21 protein-coding genes are annotated in these 17,904 nt (G+C 62.2%); 12 read left to right on the top strand and 9 right to left on the bottom strand.

Annotated features, from left to right (window positions below; genetic code table 11):
* Position 1: 1 nt before the first annotated feature.
* The 4 genes from AC1DD5_RS14515 to AC1DD5_RS14500 are packed head-to-tail and all read right to left on the bottom strand — an operon-like array spanning position 2 to position 3,422.
* Entirely contained in the window at positions 2-1,426 is a 1,425-nt protein-coding gene (locus tag AC1DD5_RS14515; protein WP_477521899.1) for a phage tail sheath family protein, read from the bottom strand.
* Positions 1,427-1,463: 37 nt separating this feature from the next.
* The gene (locus tag AC1DD5_RS14510) at positions 1,464-2,201 is read right to left on the bottom strand and encodes a hypothetical protein (RefSeq protein ID WP_477521898.1); all 738 of its coding nucleotides are present in this window, start codon (positions 2,199-2,201) and stop codon (positions 1,464-1,466) included.
* Between the two features lie 52 nt (positions 2,202-2,253).
* A complete protein-coding gene (locus AC1DD5_RS14505) occupies positions 2,254-3,267 on the bottom strand; it encodes a hydroxyacid dehydrogenase (protein WP_477521897.1) in 1,014 nt (337 codons plus the stop codon).
* The gene (locus AC1DD5_RS14500) at positions 3,264-3,422 is read right to left on the bottom strand and encodes a hypothetical protein (RefSeq protein WP_477521896.1); all 159 of its coding nucleotides are present in this window, start codon (positions 3,420-3,422) and stop codon (positions 3,264-3,266) included. Before AC1DD5_RS14500 ends, AC1DD5_RS14505 begins: the two co-directional genes overlap by 4 nt.
* 57 nt (positions 3,423-3,479) lie before the next feature.
* On the opposite strand from AC1DD5_RS14500, the gene AC1DD5_RS14495 reads away from it, so the two are divergent.
* Together AC1DD5_RS14495 and AC1DD5_RS14490 are read left to right on the top strand one after the other, a co-directional pair.
* Entirely contained in the window at positions 3,480-4,550 is a 1,071-nt protein-coding gene (locus tag AC1DD5_RS14495) for a PDDEXK nuclease domain-containing protein (RefSeq protein ID WP_477521895.1), read from the top strand.
* Between the two features lie 97 nt (positions 4,551-4,647).
* A complete protein-coding gene (locus AC1DD5_RS14490) occupies positions 4,648-5,481 on the top strand; it encodes an alpha/beta fold hydrolase (protein WP_477521894.1) in 834 nt (277 codons plus the stop codon).
* 10 nt (positions 5,482-5,491) lie between these two features.
* Here AC1DD5_RS14490 and AC1DD5_RS14485 read toward each other — a convergent pair whose 3' ends face one another.
* Complete coding sequence (locus AC1DD5_RS14485) at positions 5,492-5,746, bottom strand: hypothetical protein (protein WP_477521893.1); 255 nt, start codon at positions 5,744-5,746, stop codon at positions 5,492-5,494.
* Positions 5,747-5,795: 49 nt separating this feature from the next.
* Positions 5,796-6,728 (bottom strand): NAD-dependent epimerase/dehydratase family protein, encoded by a 933-nt coding sequence (locus tag AC1DD5_RS14480; protein ID WP_477521892.1) that lies wholly within the window; start codon positions 6,726-6,728, stop codon positions 5,796-5,798.
* A 139-nt stretch (positions 6,729-6,867) separates the two neighbouring features.
* On the opposite strand from AC1DD5_RS14480, the gene AC1DD5_RS14475 reads away from it, so the two are divergent.
* The 3 genes from AC1DD5_RS14475 to AC1DD5_RS14465 are packed head-to-tail and all read left to right on the top strand — an operon-like array spanning position 6,868 to position 9,405.
* On the top strand, positions 6,868-7,620 hold the full coding sequence (locus AC1DD5_RS14475; RefSeq protein ID WP_477521891.1) for a TetR/AcrR family transcriptional regulator: 753 nt from the start codon (positions 6,868-6,870) through the stop codon (positions 7,618-7,620).
* A 41-nt stretch (positions 7,621-7,661) separates the two neighbouring features.
* A complete protein-coding gene (locus AC1DD5_RS14470) occupies positions 7,662-8,468 on the top strand; it encodes an oxygenase MpaB family protein (RefSeq protein ID WP_477521890.1) in 807 nt (268 codons plus the stop codon).
* A complete protein-coding gene (locus tag AC1DD5_RS14465; RefSeq protein WP_477521889.1) occupies positions 8,461-9,405 on the top strand; it encodes a DUF817 domain-containing protein in 945 nt (314 codons plus the stop codon). Before AC1DD5_RS14470 ends, AC1DD5_RS14465 begins: the two co-directional genes overlap by 8 nt.
* 21 nt (positions 9,406-9,426) lie before the next feature.
* On the opposite strand, the gene AC1DD5_RS14460 is transcribed toward AC1DD5_RS14465, so the two are convergent.
* On the bottom strand, positions 9,427-9,750 hold the full coding sequence (locus tag AC1DD5_RS14460; RefSeq protein ID WP_477521888.1) for a hypothetical protein: 324 nt from the start codon (positions 9,748-9,750) through the stop codon (positions 9,427-9,429).
* A 368-nt stretch (positions 9,751-10,118) separates the two neighbouring features.
* On the opposite strand from AC1DD5_RS14460, the gene dnaK reads away from it, so the two are divergent.
* The 4 genes from dnaK to AC1DD5_RS14440 all read left to right on the top strand — a co-directional run bounded on the left by dnaK (position 10,119) and on the right by AC1DD5_RS14440 (position 14,252).
* Positions 10,119-11,990, top strand: coding sequence for a molecular chaperone DnaK (gene dnaK / locus AC1DD5_RS14455; RefSeq protein ID WP_477521887.1), 1,872 nt, complete (start codon positions 10,119-10,121; stop codon positions 11,988-11,990).
* Positions 11,991-11,992: 2 nt separating this feature from the next.
* Positions 11,993-12,652 carry a nucleotide exchange factor GrpE gene (locus tag AC1DD5_RS14450; protein ID WP_477521886.1) on the top strand — a complete coding sequence of 220 codons (660 nt, stop codon included), beginning with the start codon at positions 11,993-11,995 and terminating at the stop codon, positions 12,650-12,652.
* A 192-nt stretch (positions 12,653-12,844) separates the two neighbouring features.
* Positions 12,845-13,819 (top strand): DnaJ C-terminal domain-containing protein, encoded by a 975-nt coding sequence (locus tag AC1DD5_RS14445; protein ID WP_477521885.1) that lies wholly within the window; start codon positions 12,845-12,847, stop codon positions 13,817-13,819.
* A gap of 10 nt (positions 13,820-13,829) precedes the next feature.
* Positions 13,830-14,252 carry a heat shock protein transcriptional repressor HspR gene (locus tag AC1DD5_RS14440; protein ID WP_442003331.1) on the top strand — a complete coding sequence of 141 codons (423 nt, stop codon included), beginning with the start codon at positions 13,830-13,832 and terminating at the stop codon, positions 14,250-14,252.
* Positions 14,253-14,258: 6 nt separating this feature from the next.
* On the opposite strand, the gene AC1DD5_RS14435 is transcribed toward AC1DD5_RS14440, so the two are convergent.
* Positions 14,259-14,657: a nuclear transport factor 2 family protein gene (locus AC1DD5_RS14435; RefSeq protein ID WP_477521884.1), complete on the bottom strand. Its 399-nt coding sequence runs from the start codon at positions 14,655-14,657 to the stop codon at positions 14,259-14,261.
* Between the two features lie 94 nt (positions 14,658-14,751).
* Between AC1DD5_RS14435 and AC1DD5_RS14430 the strand changes: the two genes are divergently transcribed.
* From AC1DD5_RS14430 to AC1DD5_RS14420, 3 genes are all read left to right on the top strand, one after another.
* Positions 14,752-16,146, top strand: coding sequence for an MFS transporter (locus AC1DD5_RS14430; RefSeq protein WP_477521883.1), 1,395 nt, complete (start codon positions 14,752-14,754; stop codon positions 16,144-16,146).
* Between the two features lie 25 nt (positions 16,147-16,171).
* On the top strand, positions 16,172-16,939 hold the full coding sequence (locus AC1DD5_RS14425) for a carboxymuconolactone decarboxylase family protein (protein ID WP_477521882.1): 768 nt from the start codon (positions 16,172-16,174) through the stop codon (positions 16,937-16,939).
* A 135-nt stretch (positions 16,940-17,074) separates the two neighbouring features.
* Complete coding sequence (locus tag AC1DD5_RS14420) at positions 17,075-17,377, top strand: DUF3040 domain-containing protein (RefSeq protein WP_442003328.1); 303 nt, start codon at positions 17,075-17,077, stop codon at positions 17,375-17,377.
* Between the two features lie 56 nt (positions 17,378-17,433).
* Here the strand turns inward: AC1DD5_RS14420 and AC1DD5_RS14415 are convergent, their stop codons facing one another.
* Positions 17,434-17,892, bottom strand: a complete 459-nt coding sequence (locus tag AC1DD5_RS14415) for a hypothetical protein (RefSeq protein ID WP_477518529.1) — start codon at positions 17,890-17,892, stop codon at positions 17,434-17,436.
* Positions 17,893-17,904: the final 12 nt, after the last annotated feature.

Here is a 17,904-nt window from a genome sequence, read left to right as displayed (position 1 = left end):
GTCAGGCTCCTGCGCTCTCTGTCTCGCTGGTGTTGTCCGCCGACTGCATGAGCTTGAAGATCACAAACTCGGCCGGTTTCACGGGTGCGATTCCGATCAGCGTGACCACTTGCCCCGCGTCGCGGACCTCTGGAGGGTTGGTTTCTTCGTCGCACTTCACGAAAAATGCCTGTTGAGGGGTAGTCCCGAGCAGGGCGCCATCCCGCCACACATTGGTCAGGAACGCACCGATGTCGCGCCGGATCGACTTCCACAGCGTGTGATCATTGGGCTCGAACACCACCCAGCGCGTCCCGTCCGCCACGGACTCCTTGATCATGTTGGTCAGCCGCCGCACATTCACGTACCGGTATTCGCTCGCCTCGGGAGCTTTGGTTCGGGCGCCCCAAATCCGGATGCCCTCACCGGGGAAGTACCGGATGCAGTTCACGCCCGCCGGGTTCAGGACCTCCTGCTCACCACGGCTCACGCGCCGCACAAGGTCGATCGCGCCTTGGATGGGCTCGTTGGCCGGCGCCTTATGGACGCCCCGGGTCGCGTCAACGCGCGCCCAAACGCCTGCAATATGGCCCGACGGCGGCTGCGTCACCTTTTTCCCGGACACGGGATCGATCATCACGATCCAGGGGAAATACAGGGCCGTGTAACCGCCGGGGGATTGCGGGGCGCCGAGGTCCACCTGGTCGCCGGCTTCCGTATCCGGATCCGCCGAGCGGGCCGCCGGGGGCCGGGTTGAGTCGGGCCAGTCGGGGTGGTCGGAGGACACCGAGGATGCAGACGACGGCGTGCTGTCGCTGGCTTCTGCGCCTACAGGTTCGTCAGATGCGTCTTCGGCTTCGTCGGCGTCACCCGGGCCACCATCCCCACCCGAGCCAGCGTCCGCCGTCGTCCGCTCCTCTTCCGGGCCCGAATCCCGCGCACCCTCCGGAACGCCCGACGTCGCGGCCCTGGTGAGAGCCCCGACGTCGTCCACTTTTTCCACCGTGTCCATGATGGCCATGCGGTCCTGCCGGAGCGGGTGCTCTACATGCGCAGCCAGTGCAGCGTAGGATTCGGCATCCGCGAAGCCCGGCGCTGCCACCATGGAGATGTCGTCCACGGCCTCGAAGAGCGTGAGGCCGGTGGGTTTGGTGGCCGTCCCGGTGAGGCTGCCGTTGGCCCCAATGTTCACCACATAACAACGGCTCCCTCCGTTTGAGAAGAAGCCGTAAACAGCGTTGGAGAGCGGTGTGCCCGCTGTCGCGTTGCCGACATATTGGTCCACGAACTGGGTCCAGTTGTCCAGCACACGGAGCTCATCCACCAAGGCGTCCGGGTCCGGAGCCAGGCCTACGAACGCTGCGATGCTGGTGTTGACCTGCCCGATGGCTCGCGCGCCGCTGGGCACTTCCTGAACATAAACGCCTGGCGCCTGATAGTTCGCCATGGTGCGCTCCCTTTCCTGCCCGCGGTAGTCCGCGGATTCACTGCCACCGGATGATGACCGGCAGGCTGCTGGTGCTGGCCGAGACTTCCTTTTCGGTGCCGCGTACTGCTACGGCAAAGTGCTGGAGTTCATCCGCCGAGGCCAGGACCTCGAAGTGGCCGGTCGCATCGCTGACGACGGCCGTGGCGGAAGAATGGGCATGGATGTAGGCGTTGGGGATGCCTTTGTTGTGGACGTCCACGAGCCGTCCGTGGATGCGCCGGGCAACGCCGGTCTTGGCGATGAGCGGTTCAAGGACTGGAGGCCCGGAGGGCTCTTCGAAGCGCAGCGCCACGGGGATCCGGACCAGGAATCCGAGCCCTTGCCGGATAGCTCCGGAGTACTCCTCGGGATGGAATTCGCCCGCGGAAACCACCGAGTACTGGCTATGGCGCTCCACGGCCAAGAGCAGTTGCTCCATGTTGTCCAGTTGTTCGGGCCCATGGCATTCCACCGCTACCCGCAGTTCGAGGTCAAGGACCGGGCCATCACGACGGGACCTTCCCACACGGTTGAGCGTGACTGCATGAACGGTGACCGGAGCGTCCGGGGTGGGAATGACGGCTTCGGGGGAGCCGTCGTCGAACCTTACGCGCTGGGGAGCGACGGCGTCGGAAAGTACCCCCAGGAGGTCGGTCAACGACGAACGCACATAGCCCACGGCAGAACCCAGAACTCGAAAGGTGACCAGAATTGCAACTGGGACTAGGTTACTCCCGCTGTTGCGTGTAGTCACTGGGGAATCAGGAGTAACTCCATTCGATTGAATGTGCAGGTGGGAACGTGAGTCACGCTGTGAAGGCGAGATCCTGTGCATGCAGCCTGTGGAGGAGTGGTTCGCCACGGGAGATGCGCAGGGCTTCCTCGATGGTGCTGACAGCCATTCTTTCGAGTTCAGTCCCCAAGGACCCGGCAAGGTGCGGGGTGAGGAGGACGTTCGGATGCGTGTAGAGCCTGGATTCTGCGGGGAGCACCCACGGAGTGGTGACATCCAGGACAGTGAACAGGTCACCCCGTTCAATACGGGCCAGCAGCGCGTCCTGGTCCACCAGCTCGCCGCGGGACGTGTTGATGAACGTGGCGCCGGGCTTGAGGGAATCCACCAGTCCCGCATGGATCAGATGGAATGTGGAGGGGAGCGACGGCGCGTGGAGGCTGACGACGTCGCAGCTCGCCACCAGTTGCTCCAGGGTGGCACGCTCGACGCCGAGTTCTGCCGCCGCTGCATCGTCGAGGTAGGGGTCGGCGACGACGAGCTGGACGTCGTAGGGCTGCAGGAGCCTGATGACGTGCCTGCCAATCTTCGAGGCCCCAATGATGCCCACACGCTTGCCGAAGTTGCCCATATCCGGGAACACCTCGTCGGGCTCGATTTCCGTTTTTTCCGTGTGCAGTTTCCGGGCGATCTGCAGGACCCTCTTGTTGGCCAGCAGGATCATGGCCACCGTGTATTCAGCTACGGGAATGGCGTTGGCATCAGCAGCTGTACTGACTTCGATGCCGCGGTCCCAACATTCCTGGCCCACGTGATGCTTGACGGTTCCGCCGGCGTGCAGGACGTGGCTCAACCGTGGTGCCGCCGTCAAAGCGGCGGCATCGAGCCGCGGGCAGCCCCAGCCGGTGATGAGGATGTCCGTATCGGCCAGGAGTTTCAGGGAACGGGGAGATGTGAAATCCTCTATAGGTTCCGGGCTCAACAACTGCAGTTCAGGAGCCAGGGACTCGAGTCGTCGTGCGGGAAAGACCCGGGATACGACGCCGGGACCCATCGCCAGTGCGACGTTCAGTTTGCTCGTGGTCATTTGACGCTCCCTGCGGTGAGGCCGGACTTCCAGAAACGCTGGAGCATAATGAAGGCCACCAGCAGCGGAAGGATGGATAGCAGCGATCCCGTGATGACCATAGGGATGAACTCCGGCTGCGGAACGGAATACCCCTGCCAGACGGAAATACCCACACTGACCGGGAGTTGCTCTGGGGCTGAATGTCAGTGGAGGCCAATAGGGTTGCGTGCATGACTGATTCGCGCGCCTTGACCTTGCCCGCAGATTACACAGATCTCTTGGACGCGCTCAAGAAACGCGTGCGCGACGCACGTCAGACCGCCCTTAGAACCGTCAACACACAGGTGATCGAGTTGTATTGGTCGATCGGGAAGACTGTGTTGGAGCGCCAGCAGGTCGAGCAATGGGGGAGCGGCGTCATGGGGCGCCTGGCCGAAGACCTCCGGGCAGAGTTCACGGAGATGAAGGGCCTGTCGCGATCCAACCTCTTTTATATGCGGGGATTCGCAACCGCCTGGCCGGATCCAATTGTCCAACAAGCTGTTGGACAATTGCCATGGGGCCACATTACGGTGCTGTTGGACAAACTGGACAACCAGGTGGATCGGGATTGGTACGCCGGTGCCGCAGTTGAACACGGATGGTCGCGCAACGTCCTCCTGAACATGATCATGAACCGGACCCTGGAGCGGACCGGCGCGGCGCCGTCGAACTTTGTCCAACGGCTTGTTGGACTAGATTCTGAGCTGGCCCAGCAGGTCGCCAAGGACCCCTACAGCTTCGAGTTTCTCGGCCTGTCGGGGGAAGTCGCCGAACGGGATTTGGAACTGGCCCTGACCAGCCGAATCACCGAAACCCTGCGGGAACTGGGGCCCGGGTTTTCATTCGTGGGCCGGCAGGTCCACTTCGATGTCGACGGCGACGACTACTACATCGACATGCTGTTCTTCCACATGGACCAGAACCGGTATGTGGTCATCGAGCTTAAGACGGGGAAGTTCCAGCCCGAGTACGCCGGCAAACTGAACTTCTACGTTGCCCTTGTCGATGACATGCTTCGCCGTGAGCATCACAACGAAACGATTGGCATCCTGATCTGCGGCACGAAGAACGACCGCAGCGTCAGGTACAGCCTCGGGCGGTCAACCTCACCCATGGCCGTCGCGGCCTACACATACGACAAACTCCCAGCGGCCGAGCAACAGGCCCTGCCTAACGAAGGGCACCTCGTCGCGGCCCTTGAATGGGTAGAACCAGTCGAGGAACAGCGAAACGCCTGCCAGGAGACGCTCGCAAATTAGCCGCGTTCAGCCCACCCTGCGACCCTCCCGCCAGCTCCGCCGCCGGGCTAGGATGACGCGCAACGTAGAGCGATTCGTACAACGCGGAGGACAAACGATGGACCAGCCGACACCAGCCCCGGAGACCGGTTACGCAGAGGTCAACGGACTTCAGATGTACTACGAGCTGCACGGTTCCGGTGGCACACCGTTGCTGCTCCTGCATGGCGGGTTGTTCGACATCGAACAGCAATTCGGCGCGCTCATTCCGGCGCTCTCGAATGGACGCAGGGTTATCGCTACGGACTTCCAAGGCCACGGTAGAACCAACGACGTCGACCGTCCACTGAACACCGCTGATTTGGCCTCGGACGTCGTTGGCCTTCTGGAGCACCTGGACGCCGGCGAGGTTGATGTCTTCGGCTTCAGCGTTGGCGGTGCCGTGGCCCTGCACTTGGCGATCAAACGCCCTGACCTTGTCCGCAAACTCATCGTGTCTTCGGTGTCTTTCCGGCCCGACGGCGATCGCGGCGGAAATGCCGAAGCTGTTGCCTCCATGACCGTGGATATGATCGCCGGCACCCCGATGGAGCAGCGCTATCTTGCGGTTTCACCGCATCCGGATCGCGAGCACCTGCAGGGACTGTTGGACAAACTCGGGCGCTATGACGCTGGCTCCACCGGATGGAGCGATGACGAAATCCGCGGAATCGCAGCCCCAACGTTGATCACGGTGGGAGATTGCGACATGGTCAAGCTCGAGCATGCCGTGCGGTTCCTCCAACTGAGGGGAGGAGACGTGAATGGCGACTTCGAAGGCGTACCCGCATCGCAACTCGCTGTGTTTCCCGGCACCACGCATTTCTTCGGGTTGGCGAGGACCGCGCTGGTGCAGGACGTCGTCACAACCTTTCTGGACGCTCCACCGCCTGGCGCATGGAAGGACCAGTGATTGGCCGGAGCTACTCGCTGGCTGCTCCCGGTGGTGTGCTCCGAAGAGAACTCTTCCTGCGCTCGGACGATCTAGCGGCAATGGTTGCAACTGCTTCGGCAGATGCCCGGGTGTGCTTCACTGTCGGCTTAGCGATAAGCGTCCGTCCCTCAATGGCCATGGAAGCACTCACCTGTTCAACGAGAACGTCGGCAGGAACGCGGATGGCTGTTCGCTTCTTCGCCATGGCCGCGGTAAGTGCGGGTGAGTAGCTGACCTTTTTCATGAGTGGCTCCTACGGATGATTTCTCAAACCATGGTGTCACCCCCGCCGCCTACTTCACTTGCCGGACAGCGTCCCGCCACCAAGCCACTGTTGCTGCGGCAGCTTCCGGGAAGGGCGTCGGTTCCAGGCCCAGGACGCGCTGGCTTTGGGAGGAATCCATCACGAACGGGCCCTCGAATTGGTAGAGCATCTCGGCAAGCTCGCGCATATCGGTCGAAAAGAGACCTGCCGTCCTCAGCACCCATCCCGGTACAGCGCTCACCTTCGGAGCAGAAACGCCAGCAGCGTCAGCGAACGTCCCGGCAAGCTCGCGTTGGGTTAGCGCCGGGCTGGTCGGCGCGTGGAGCACAGTGTTCCAGAGCTTTGGATTCCGGGCCGCGGCGATCATGGCCGCAGCCAGGTCAGGGACATACGTGAACGAGTGCGGTTGCTCAGCGCTGCCCAGGACTTGAACCGACTTTCCCTCCAGAACCAGCGGGACCATTCGTTCGCCTGCATGCGCCGTACGCACCAGCGGGCCAAAGAAGTCACCAGCCACCACACTCACAGTATTCGCAGGATGCAGCTGCCGCGCGTTCAGCAGTTGGGTCCTGATGCCTCGCTTACCGCCCAACGCCGCCCGGGGACCCGCCTCGGTCATCACACTGTCCGGCTCGCTGTAGGAGTAGAGGCTCTCTGGAAATACGACGACGGCGCCCGCGGCTGCCGCTGCATCCATCACCACTTGTTCGGCTTGAGGGAGCTCGGCCGCCCATACTGCGGCACGGTAAGCGGATCCGTGAATGCAGTGGAAAACTGCGGAAGCGTCTTTGACGGCTTGGCCCAATTGCCTGGGATCGGAGGCATCAACGCGCATGCGCTCAATGAGGGGATGGTCCGGGCCGCTGCCGGACCGCGTCAGAATGCGAACGTCTTCCCCCTGCTCAGCGAGTTGTTCGGCGACTGTCCAACCAACGGGTCCTGCTCCGGTGACGACGTACATGCTGATCTCTTTCCTCGAAGTCCTGAACGTAAACGAGAGCACTGCTCTCTGAATCCAGAATGGCCCTCAATAAAGTCAGAGTCAAGAGCACTGCTCTCATTTGTTGATGGTGCTCTCTGTGTTGTGGCAAGGTGGTGTCATGTCTTCCACTGCGCGAGGCGTCGAAGCTGCGCCAAAAGCCCAGCCCAAAGCCAAGCCGCCAACTCCCCGTGAGCGTGCGCGGGCACAAACCATCGCCGACATAGTGCGACTCGGCCGGGAGCACTTGGCAGTCCACGGCGCGGCGGCTGTCTCGCTGCGGGCTGTGGCCCGGGACCTTGGCGTCGTTTCTTCGGCCGTTTATCGCTACGTGGAAAGCCGGGACGAACTTCTCACACTCTTGCTCATCGACGGCTACAACGAGCTCGGCGACGAAGTGGATGCAGCTGTAGCGGCGGTTCCTGAGAATGATTTCGCAGGTCAGTTTCGTGCCCTGGGTAAGGCGATTCGTGCTTGGGCGCTCAGGGAACCCGCCAGCTACGCCCTGCTTTTCGGGAGCCCCGTTCCCGGCTATCAGGCACCAGGTGAGCGAACCACGGTTCCCGGAACACGTGTCATCTTTCGCCTCGTAAGCATCTTTGACGCAGCCCATCGCGCGGGCGCCCTGGAGACGGAGGTGAGTCCCGCCGTCGTCATCCCACCGGCCTTGGCGGCAGACATGCGGAGCATCCGGACTGAAATGGGCCTCACCGTGCCCGATGCTGCGCTCGCGCGGGGCGTGCTGGCGTGGACGTCCGTCTTCGGGGCTGTGAGCTTCGAAGTGTTTGGCCAGTACGGGCGGGATACGTTTGCCGCGCGCGATGAATTGTTCGAGCACCAACTGCTCGTCCTCCAGGGCATGGCGGGGCTGTGACGAGCGGGCCTGTGACGAGCAGCAGACGGTAAAGTATCAAGATGGTTCGAGGGCTTGCTGATATCGGCGCGGAGGGCATATTGCTCGCCGGAGCCGGGCGTGCCATCCTCCTTCAGATTGCGGACCCCAGGGTGGGTCACGGAGTCGCCGATCACAGCGACTTTTCCCAACGGCCGCAGGACCGTCTTCGGGCGACGCTGACTTACGTTTATGCGATTGTTTATGGCACGGAGGAGCAAGTCGCCGCGGTTCGCCGCGCCGTTAACCGCGCCCACGCTCCGGTGCGCCGGAACCCTGATGATGCAACAAAGGGCTACAACGCTTTCGACCCCGAGTCCCAGCTTTGGGTTGTCGCCACTCTGTACGACACCGCCGTCACCGTTTACGAGCAAGTGCATGGACCGCTCGACGACGAGACCGCCGACCGCATGTACCGCGACTATGCGCGCATTGGGACGGCGCTGCAGCTTCCGGCGAACATGTGGCCGCCCGATCGTGGGGCCTTCGCTGGGTATTGGTCTTCGCACGTGGACGTGCTTCGACCTGATGAAAAAGCCCGCAAGATAGCCAAGGATCTGCTGTATCCGGCAGGTGGGCCTGCACTCTTACGCCTGACGATGCCGCTTGCCCGCTTCTTGACGGCTGGCCTGCTTCCGGACCATCTGCGCGACGGCTTCGGCTTGGAGTGGACTCCCCGCGATAGCCGTCGCTTCGAGCGGACCATGCGGTGGCTCGGACGAGTCTATCCCCGGCTCCCGCAGGGGATACGGCACTGGCCCAGGGATTACTACCTGGGTCGGCTGGAAACCACCCCTTCCAGGACGAGGGGCAGGTCAAGGAATGCGTAATTCGACCTCGGTGGAGCAAGCCATCGATGACCTTGCGCATCGCTATCTGCAGCACGCCCACGGCGGCCGACTCCGCATGCGGCTGACCGAGTTCGTGGTGTTCGGACTGAAGCAGGCGTGGGCTTGCGTCTTTGGTGCAGCACTGCTCGCGGTGATCATCGCAGCCCGCCTCTGGTATCCGGACGACGCCGGCTTGGCCCGGAATGACTTCCTGACCATCGCCGCAGTCGTCATTCAGATCCTGATGATCAGCTTCAAGCTGGAAACACTGCGCGAGTTGCGGGTGATCCTGCTGTTCCATGCAGTGGGAACAGTCATGGAGCTGTTCAAGACGGACGTGGGCTCGTGGTCTTACGAGGCCGAGGGCTTCCTCCGGATCGGTGCTGTTCCGCTGTTCAGTGGCTTCATGTATGCGGCCGTTGGCTCGTACATGGTGCGCGTCTTCCGGCTATTTGACCTCCACTTCGACCACTACCCCTGGCGGTGGATCACTGCCCTAGTGGCGGCCGGGATCTACATTAATTTCTTCTCGCACCACTACGTCTTCGACGCGCGCTGGGTGCTTCTTGCCGCCGTCGTGCTTGTCTACGGGCGGTGCGTGATGCACTTCCGGGTATTCCGTAAGCGCTTCCGGATGCCTATCCTGGTGTCTTTCCTGTTGGTGGCGCTGTTCATTTGGTTCGCCGAGAACATCGGCACGTGGTCCCACGCTTGGCTCTACCCCAACCAGGTGAATGGCTGGCAGGCGGTCTCGATCGAGAAGCTCCTTGCCTGGTTCTTGCTGATGATCATTTCCGTGGTGCTCGTGGCGTGGGTGTACAAACCGGAGTCGCCGCCGGCCAGCGCCGCACAAACGGCTAGCGCCACCCAAACCCCTGGCGCCACCCACATTCGCCAGGGACACCCGGATATTCGTGTCGCCCGCCCGCCGGAGTGACGCTGGGCAGTTTGCGCGTCGTCAGGCAGCCCTACTCCTGCGAATTGACGCTGAAGCCCTAGCCACTCCCCATGCCAGAACCGCGGCCGCGGGCAATGCACCAAGAATGATCTGCATAATTCGCGGGTGGACGGACTGCTGATGAGTGCCGTCAGTCATCGTGAAAGTGCACTCGATCCCCAAAGGCAGGAAGGCATACTCTCCCCGGGGTGGTACGGGTGAGCCCTCGGGGTTATGGATGGTTCCGGCGGGAAGATATTCGCCGAGGCAGAGCCCGGAAATGCCCCCAGCATTGTGGTTCAGGAGTCCGCGGTCCAGGAACCCAACCAGAACGAACCAGCTCAAGCTTAAGAAGATGGCCAGCACAAGAAATGGGTGTCTCCGGACCATAGCGAGCCTCCGTTCTGTGTCTCCACGCTTCTCCGCAGGCTATAGCGCGGCACGAATCCCGCGAGCTCCATCGCGCAAGTCTGCCAGTTCACGCAGGGCGAAACCAGCCCCTGAACCGTGTACTTCTGGGGGAAATTTCGGCACCAAAGCCAAAGTTGAGCGTACTTGACTCAACTTTGGATTGACATTGAAACGAGGCTGAGTACAGTTGAGTGCAGAACGCTCAACTAGCCGATTGTTGAGTGGGCTCCCGATAACCCAACCGCCCAGCGGACCGGTGCCGGGGGCAATCTCGAACATCGGCCATTGAAAGGAAACAAGATATGTCACGTGCAGTAGGTATCGACCTCGGAACCACTAACTCCGTGGTCTCTGTCCTTGAAGGTGGCGAGCCCACCGTCATCGCCAACGCAGAAGGCGGCCGCACCACGCCGTCGGTCGTTGCGTTCTCGAAGTCTGGCGAAGTCCTGGTTGGCGAGATCGCCAAGCGCCAGGCCGTCAACAACATCGACCGCACCATCGCTTCCGTCAAGCGCCACATGGGCACCGACTGGTCTGTCGCCATCGATGACAAGAAGTACACGCCGCAGGAAATCTCCGCGCGTATCCTCATGAAGCTCAAGAACGACGCCGAGAGCTACTTGGGTGAAAAGGTCACCGACGCCGTCATCACCGTTCCGGCATACTTCAACGACGCCGAGCGCCAGTCCACCAAGGAAGCCGGCGAAATCGCAGGCCTCAACGTCCTCCGCATCGTCAACGAGCCCACCGCGGCTGCACTGGCTTACGGTCTGGACAAGGGCAAGGAAGACGAACTCATCCTGGTCTTCGACCTCGGTGGCGGTACCTTCGACGTCTCCCTTCTCGAAGTCGGCAAGGACGAAGACAACTTCTCCACCATCCAGGTCCGCGCAACCGCAGGTGACAACCGCCTCGGTGGCGACGACTGGGACAACCGCGTCGTCGAATGGCTGCTGAACCAGCTCAAGATCAAGGGCATCGATCTCTCCAAGGACAAGATCGCCCTCCAGCGTCTCCGCGAAGCTTCAGAGCAGGCAAAGAAGGAACTCTCTTCCTCCACCAGCACCAACATCTCCCTCCAGTACCTGTCCGTCACCCCCGACGGCCCGGTCCACCTGGACGAGCAGCTGACCCGCGCCAAGTTCCAGGACCTCACCAAGGACCTGCTGGACCGCACCAAGAAGCCGTTCCACGACGTCATCGCTGAAGCCGGCATCAAGGTCTCCGACATCGATCACATCGTGCTCGTCGGTGGCTCCACCCGTATGCCCGCTGTCTCTGAGCTGGTCAAGGAACTTGCTGGCGGCAAGGAGCCCAACAAGGGCGTCAACCCGGACGAAGTTGTAGCCGTCGGTGCTGCACTCCAGGCCGGTGTCCTGAAGGGTGAGCGCAAGGACGTCCTCCTCATCGACGTCACGCCGCTGTCCCTCGGCATCGAAACCAAGGGTGGCGTCATGACGCACCTCATCGAGCGCAACACGGCTATCCCCACCAAGCGTTCCGAGACCTTCACCACGGCAGATGACAACCAGCCGTCCGTGGCCATCCAGGTCTTCCAGGGCGAGCGTGAATTCACCCGCGACAACAAGCCGCTGGGCACGTTCGAACTGACCGGCATCGCTCCGGCACCCCGCGGCGTCCCGCAGGTCGAGGTCACCTTCGACATCGACGCCAACGGCATCGTCCACGTGTCCGCCAAGGACAAGGGCACCGGCAAGGAACAGTCCATGACCATCACTGGTGGTACGGCGCTCTCCAAGGAAGACATCGACCGCATGGTCCGTGAAGCCGAGGAGCACGCCGCAGAGGACAAGGCCCGCCGCGAAGCTACAGACACCCGTAACTCCGCCGAGCAGCTCGCCTACTCTGTGGACAAGCTGATCGCCGACAACGACGACAAGCTGCCGGAAGAGGTCAAGACCGAGGTCAAGGCCGACGTCGACGCCCTCAAGTCCGCGCTGGAAGGCACCGACGACGCCGCTGTGAAGACGGCCTTCGAGAAGCTCCAGGCTTCTCAGACCAAGCTCGGCGAAGCCATCTACTCGCAGGCAGCCGCAGCAGACGCTCCGGGTGCCGGTGCTGAAGGTGCTCCGGCCGGCGGCGCTGGTTCCGGTGCGTCCGACGAAGACATCGTCGACGCTGAAATCATCGACGAAGACGAAGCGAAGAAGTAGCCATGCCCCACCACGGCAACGAAGCAGAGCACTCTGAAGGAAACGAGCCCCGCAAGCCCGTAATTCGGGACAACCGCAAGGTTGACCCGGAAACCGGGGCTGCCCGCCACCCCGAAGGCGAAGCTGCTGCTCCCACCGAAGGCAACACCGCCCCCACGGAAGGTGACGCTCTCTCCCAGGCTGAGGAAATCCTCAACGGGGTAGAGGTCCCGGCCGAGGAGTCGGTAGCCTCCGGCGCCGCGGCTGAAGCCCAGGCAGCGGAGCTCCGAAATGACCTCCTTCGCCTTCAGGCTGAGTATGTCAACTACCGCAAGCGCGTCGAACGCGACCGCGCCGTAGCAGGGGAGATGGCCGTCATCGGCGTCCTGAACTCCCTGCTCCCGGTGCTGGACGACGTCGACGCCGCCCGCCAGCACGGTGACCTCGAAGACGGCCCCTTCGCCGCCATCGCCACCAAACTGGAGAACGCGCTGAAGACGTACGGACTGGAACGCATCGCGGAAACAGGTGTCGAATTCGACCCCACCATCCACGAAGCACTCATCCAGCAGCCCGGCGAGGACATCGACGTGGACACGGTCAGCCAGGTGCTGCGCTCGGGATACCGTTCCGGCGAGCGTGTCCTGCGCGCGGCCCAAGTGATCGTGGCTGTACCGGCGTAGTCACCTTCCGCCTTCGCGGATGAGGGGGCCCCGCCCCTTCGCCGGGTGACCGAGGATCTGCGATCCTTGGCCACCCGGCTTCGGCAGGCCCGATGCCACTCCCGGGCCCCCTCATCCGCTACGGCTCGGCGGTCGACTCGCCTAAGGTGGGTGGACGCAGGTGCTTGTTTATTGATTTGAAAGGAAACGCTCTTGGCCAGCCAGGACTGGGTTGAAAAGGATTTTTACGCGATCCTTGGTATTGCCAAGGACGCGTCCGACGCGGATATTAAGAAGGCTTACCGCAAGCTAGCCCGCGAGCATCACCCTGATACGAACTCGGGGAATGCAGCTGCGGAGAAGAAGTTCAAGGACATTTCCGAGGCCTACTCGGTGTTGTCCAACCCTGAGGACCGGCAGCAGTACGACGCTATCCGTGCCATGGGTGGTGCCCGGTTCGCTCCGGGTGCCGGCGCCGGGCGTGGTGGTGCTGGCGCCAACGGTGGGTTCGAGGACCTGTTCGGTGGTTTGTTTGGTGGCGGCGGGCGACAGCCTTCGGGTGCCGGTGGTATCCCTCCGGAGTTTGCTGACTTGTTTGGGGGTGGCTTCGGTGGTGGCCAGACCGGGTTCCAGCGGGCCCCGCAGAAGGGCTCGGATCGCACTGCGACGACGTCCATCTCGTTTGCCGGTTCCATCAAGGGCACTACTGTGAGCCTGCGTGAAAGCAACGGCCACGTGATCGACGTCAAGATTCCCGCGGGCATCAAGGACGGGCAGAAGGTGCGGCAACGGGGCAAGGGCAACGTTGGTCCCGCCGGAAACGGTGACCTCATCATCACCGTGAATGTGAAGCCCCACGAGTTTTTTCAGCGCGACGGCGACAACATCCGCATCCACGTGCCCGTCACCTTCGCAGAAGCTGCGCTCGGCGCGACTATCGATGTTCCAACGATCGACGGCGACACCGTGAAGGTACGCGTCCCGGCCGGGACGCCGTCCGGTCGCACCCTCCGGGTCAAGGGCCGCGGCGTGAAAACGTCCAAGGCGACCGGTGACCTGCTGGTGACTATCGACGTCGCCGTCCCCCAGAACCTGAACAAGGAAGCGGAGGAGGCCGTGAAGGCATTTGCTGCCGCGACCACCGACGCCAACCCGCGTCACGATCTGGCCGCGAAGGCCCGGTTATAAGGAGACGGTCATGGCAATCGACGTCAACCAGCCGATCTTTGTCATCTCCGTCGCCGCGGAGCTTGCCGACATGCATCCGCAGACGTTGCGCCAGTACGATCGTCTGGGCATTGTCTCGCCCAGCCGTGCCCCCGGGAAGTCCCGGCGGTACTCCCAGAACGACGTCGATAAGCTGCGGGAGGTCCAGCGCCTCTCCCAGTCCGGCGTCTCACTCGAAGGCATCAGGCGCATCCTGGACCTTGAAAACCAGGTAGCGGCGTTGCAGTACCGAGTCGCTGAGCTCACAGAAGAACTTACCCGCCGCCGTAGCCCGTTGGACACGCGTATTTTCGCGGCCGGAGCAGCGGGCGACGTCGTCAGTCTGGCCCGCGGTCAACGTCCCCGTGCGAGGTCGCAAGCCGTTGTGGTGTGGAGGCCGCGGCCAGAGCAGTAGGTCATCTCACTCCACGACCGTGTCGGCATGCCGGTGCGCAACCTTCCACTCGCCATCCTCGCGGCGGTAGACCTGAGTGGCCCTCAGAACCTGGCTCGCCTGCTGCCCGGTGACCGAGATTGAGGATCGCTCCAAACCAACGGTGTAGGCCATGTCGCCAACGACGTCGTAGGCCTGCAGCTCGAATGAGTAGGCAGTGCAGTCGGAGAACCTGTTGGCCAGATCTGTGAAAAGCCGGCCGACTTCTTCCTGCCCGACGGCGTTGCGCCAGGCGCCCAGGACGCTTACGGGCTCGTGGCTGGACCAAATTGCCCGACGCGGAGCGGAGTCTCCGTTGAGGAGGGCCACCTCAGCGTGATAAAGCGTGGTCCTGACCCAAGCAAGGAACTCATCGTTCTCGGTCATGTCCCCAGTATGCTCCCGCACGCAAAGGAGGTACTGCCAGAACCCGTAACAGCGGACACTCCCGCGCCGCCACCAAAAGGAGTGTCATTGATACGTGACCTCAACCAGCAATCCCAGCCAAATCAGGGCTTTGCCCCCGAAGACTTCCACCTCCCGCCGATTCGCGCTTGCCGTATCGATGCTCGGGTTCTTCGTGATCACCCTTGATGCACTAATCGTCAATGTTGCGTTGGCTACGATCGGTTCGCAACTTGGTGGGGGCACCGCCGGGCAACAGTGGATCGTGGACGGCTACACGCTGATGTTTGCGTCCTTGTTGCTGTTTGCCGGCAACCTTTCTGACCGCATCGGCGCTAAAAGGGCCTTTACGCTCGGGCTGGTGCTCTTCGGGCTGGCCTCGGCTGCCTGCGCCGTCGCCCCAGCTCTGTGGGTGTTGATCGTCGCCAGGTTTGTTCAGGGTGCCGCAGCCTCACTGATGTTGCCGCCGTCAATGGCACTGATCCGGGAGGCGTTCCCGGGTGCAACCCAACGCGCGCGGGCCATTGGCGTCTGGGCGCTTGGGGGAGCGGTAGCAGCTGCAGCCGGACCAGCACTGGGCGGTTTGCTCACAACCGTGGACTGGCGCCTCGTCTTCGTGATCAATGTCCCAGTGGGCATCGTCGCCGTCGCATTGCTGGTCAAGGTTCCTGTGTCACCGGTGCGGCCGGCAACGTTCGACTGGTTGGGACAGATAGCCGCGCTCATTGGCGTAGCGGCCCTCATTTTCGGGCTCATCGAAGGAGGGGTTCTTGGGTTCGCGGACCCTGGGGTCATGCTTTCCCTGGGCGGCGCAGTCCTTGCGATCACCGTTTTCCTCCTGGCCCAGGCCCGGGGCCAACATCCCATGATGCCTTTGGACCTGTTCCAGTCGTCTGGGCTGCGAATCGCCCTGGCGGTGGGTTTCAGCTTCATGGTTGGTTGGTACGGAATGGTGTTCGTCATCAGCCTGTTCCTTCAACAACATCTAGGCCTGTCCCCTTTGCTTGCTGGAATGGCTTTTCTTCCCGCCTCCGTCCTCATCGCCGTCAGCAATGTCGCTGCGGGGCGCATGGCCGCGAGGTTTGGACCAAGGGTTCCGGCAATGATTGGGCAGCTGCTGATGGTCGTCGGTCTTCTGGGAATGCTTCTGGCAGTTCCTTTGGGATCGTTGATGGCAGTGACCATATTGCTCGTGCCGATTGGGGTGGGTGGAGCGTTGGCCATGCCTCCCGTGACGGCGCACGTTCTGGATAGCGTCCCGGCTCACCGATCGGGTACGGCCAGTGCGGTCTTCAATACCTTTCGGCAACTTGGCGGAGCCGTGGGAGTTGCGGTCTTCGGCGCGCTTCTCGCAGGCCCCGCCGGATTTGTGCCCGGTCTGCAAGTGAGCCTGCTGATCGCTGCGCTGCTTCTCTTGGTGACGGCGATCGCCAGCGCTTTCATCCGCCGAACCACTAATGACATCGCCTAACGAATCAGTGAAAGAGAGGCCCACGATGGCACCCAGCGAAACGGCACGACGGAATCACGACGAACTTTTCCCCGGTCAGCTCCCAGCCTTGGCGGTTACAGACCCCGAGCTCGTCGAGATTTTCAACAACTTCGCTTTCGACGAGGTATTGAGTCGCGGAAAACTGGATACACGGACGAGGCTCATGGTTCAGCTCGCCGCTCTTATCGCGTCACAAGCAATGGGTGACTACCGTGCCTTGCTTGGAGCCGCGCTTACGGTGGGAGTGACCCCGGTGGAGGTGAAGGAACTTGTCTACCAAGCCGTCCCCTACGTCGGCATGGGCAAGGTTTCCGACTTCCTGCACGCCACCAATGAAATCCTCAAGGAGCACGGCGTGGAACTACCTGTTTCAGGCCAGTCCACCACTACCCCGAAAGACCGAGGGGAGAAAGGTCTGGCTATCCAGAGGGAGATCGCAGGCGCAGAACGCATCGACGATATGCGTGCAGCTGCTTCAGCTGATGAAATGCACTTCCAGGAGTACCTTGCCGGGAACTGCTTCGGCGACTATCTGACACGCACCGGCATTGATGTTCCGAGGCGTGAACTCCTCACGTTGTCCATGCTTGTCTCCCTTGGCGGCTGCGAGCCACAGGTCAAGGGGCACATTCTCGCGAATCTGAACGTAGGGAACAGCCGCGGGCTGATGCTGGACGTCATCACGCAATTGCTGCCGTACATTGGGTATCCCCGTACGCTCAACGCCCTGCGCGTACTCAACGAGACGGTGCCGGCATCCAACGCAGGGTAGGGCTGGCTTTAGCTGTGGATAGTGGCCATAAAAGGACGATAATAAAGTCATGGCACGGCAAGAAGGGCACGTGCTAGTGGTTGGCGTGTAGGCGCTGGAAAGCGTCCCATGCTCGTGTAGTGAGGGAAGATTCCGATGTCGTTGTCGGATGAAGAACGCAGGAGTTTGGAAGAGCTTGAGCGGGATCTCGCTTCATCGGATCCTGACTTGGACCTCCAGCTGAAGTCGGGGCGCCCCCGCGGTGCAGTGGCGCGCTCAGTTTTTGGTGTCCTGGCAGTTTTGGCCGGTTTCGCGATGGTCATTGCCGGGATCATCACACAACTCGTCCTTGTGGGTGTGGTCGGGTTCCTGCTCGCTGGAACAGGCGCCTACTTACTGTTCAGCAGGATGGTCCTCAGGAGACGGACTCGCCGACACGATGAGGGCAAGCCCGACTAGCCCGGCACCGGGCCAGCCGGTAGAAATCCGGCCAGCTTCAGTACGTCCGGCCAGCTTCAGTACGTCTCCGGTGGCACATCCGTAGGCGAAGCAGCGAGGTCATTCGGCGTGGTCGGCTTGGCCGTCTGCGCGGCCGGTTTGGCAGGGACAGGCTCCCCGGGAGGCACCATCATTCGCCATGCGAGCACAAGCCCTGCGCCGACGCCAGCAACTGCGAGGGCAACCATCCATCCGGCACGCGGGGAACTCCGCTGACTGGTGCGGCGGCTCAAAGTTTGCGTTGTTCTCTTGACCGCTCTGGCCGCGGTGCGCTGAGCCCTTTTTGCGGCTTTACGGTTCCCGGTCAGTGTGAGCATCACACCGTGCACCACAGATGGAACGTCGGCGTGATTGATCCGGGACAACGCCCACCCCACAACTGCATCCGCTTGCGACGACGTGCCCTCCGCTGCGTGCTTCACCCACTCGCCGGCCAGGTCCTGGACTGCGGGAATGATGTTTTGTGCTTTGTACATGTGAACCCCTCA

The sequence above is a fragment of the Paenarthrobacter sp. 10L420 genome (assembly GCF_056395385.1).
This window is presented reverse-complemented; position numbering and strand designations above follow the sequence as displayed.

Coding starts and splice junctions, on each gene's coding strand:
- AC1DD5_RS14515 (WP_477521899.1), bottom strand. CDS start 1,426: ATGGCGAACTATCAGGCGCCAGGCGTTTATGTTCAGGAAGTGCCCAGC.
- AC1DD5_RS14505 (WP_477521897.1), bottom strand. CDS start 3,267: ATGACCACGAGCAAACTGAACGTCGCACTGGCGATGGGTCCCGGCGTC.
- AC1DD5_RS14495 (WP_477521895.1), top strand. CDS start 3,480: ATGACTGATTCGCGCGCCTTGACCTTGCCCGCAGATTACACAGATCTC.
- AC1DD5_RS14490 (WP_477521894.1), top strand. CDS start 4,648: ATGGACCAGCCGACACCAGCCCCGGAGACCGGTTACGCAGAGGTCAAC.
- AC1DD5_RS14485 (WP_477521893.1), bottom strand. CDS start 5,746: ATGAAAAAGGTCAGCTACTCACCCGCACTTACCGCGGCCATGGCGAAG.
- AC1DD5_RS14480 (WP_477521892.1), bottom strand. CDS start 6,728: ATGTACGTCGTCACCGGAGCAGGACCCGTTGGTTGGACAGTCGCCGAA.
- AC1DD5_RS14475 (WP_477521891.1), top strand. CDS start 6,868: ATGTCTTCCACTGCGCGAGGCGTCGAAGCTGCGCCAAAAGCCCAGCCC.
- AC1DD5_RS14470 (WP_477521890.1), top strand. CDS start 7,662: ATGGTTCGAGGGCTTGCTGATATCGGCGCGGAGGGCATATTGCTCGCC.
- AC1DD5_RS14465 (WP_477521889.1), top strand. CDS start 8,461: ATGCGTAATTCGACCTCGGTGGAGCAAGCCATCGATGACCTTGCGCAT.
- dnaK (WP_477521887.1), top strand. CDS start 10,119: ATGTCACGTGCAGTAGGTATCGACCTCGGAACCACTAACTCCGTGGTC.
- AC1DD5_RS14450 (WP_477521886.1), top strand. CDS start 11,993: ATGCCCCACCACGGCAACGAAGCAGAGCACTCTGAAGGAAACGAGCCC.
- AC1DD5_RS14440 (WP_442003331.1), top strand. CDS start 13,830: ATGGCAATCGACGTCAACCAGCCGATCTTTGTCATCTCCGTCGCCGCG.
- AC1DD5_RS14435 (WP_477521884.1), bottom strand. CDS start 14,657: ATGACCGAGAACGATGAGTTCCTTGCTTGGGTCAGGACCACGCTTTAT.
- AC1DD5_RS14425 (WP_477521882.1), top strand. CDS start 16,172: ATGGCACCCAGCGAAACGGCACGACGGAATCACGACGAACTTTTCCCC.
- AC1DD5_RS14420 (WP_442003328.1), top strand. CDS start 17,075: ATGTCGTTGTCGGATGAAGAACGCAGGAGTTTGGAAGAGCTTGAGCGG.
- AC1DD5_RS14415 (WP_477518529.1), bottom strand. CDS start 17,892: ATGTACAAAGCACAAAACATCATTCCCGCAGTCCAGGACCTGGCCGGC.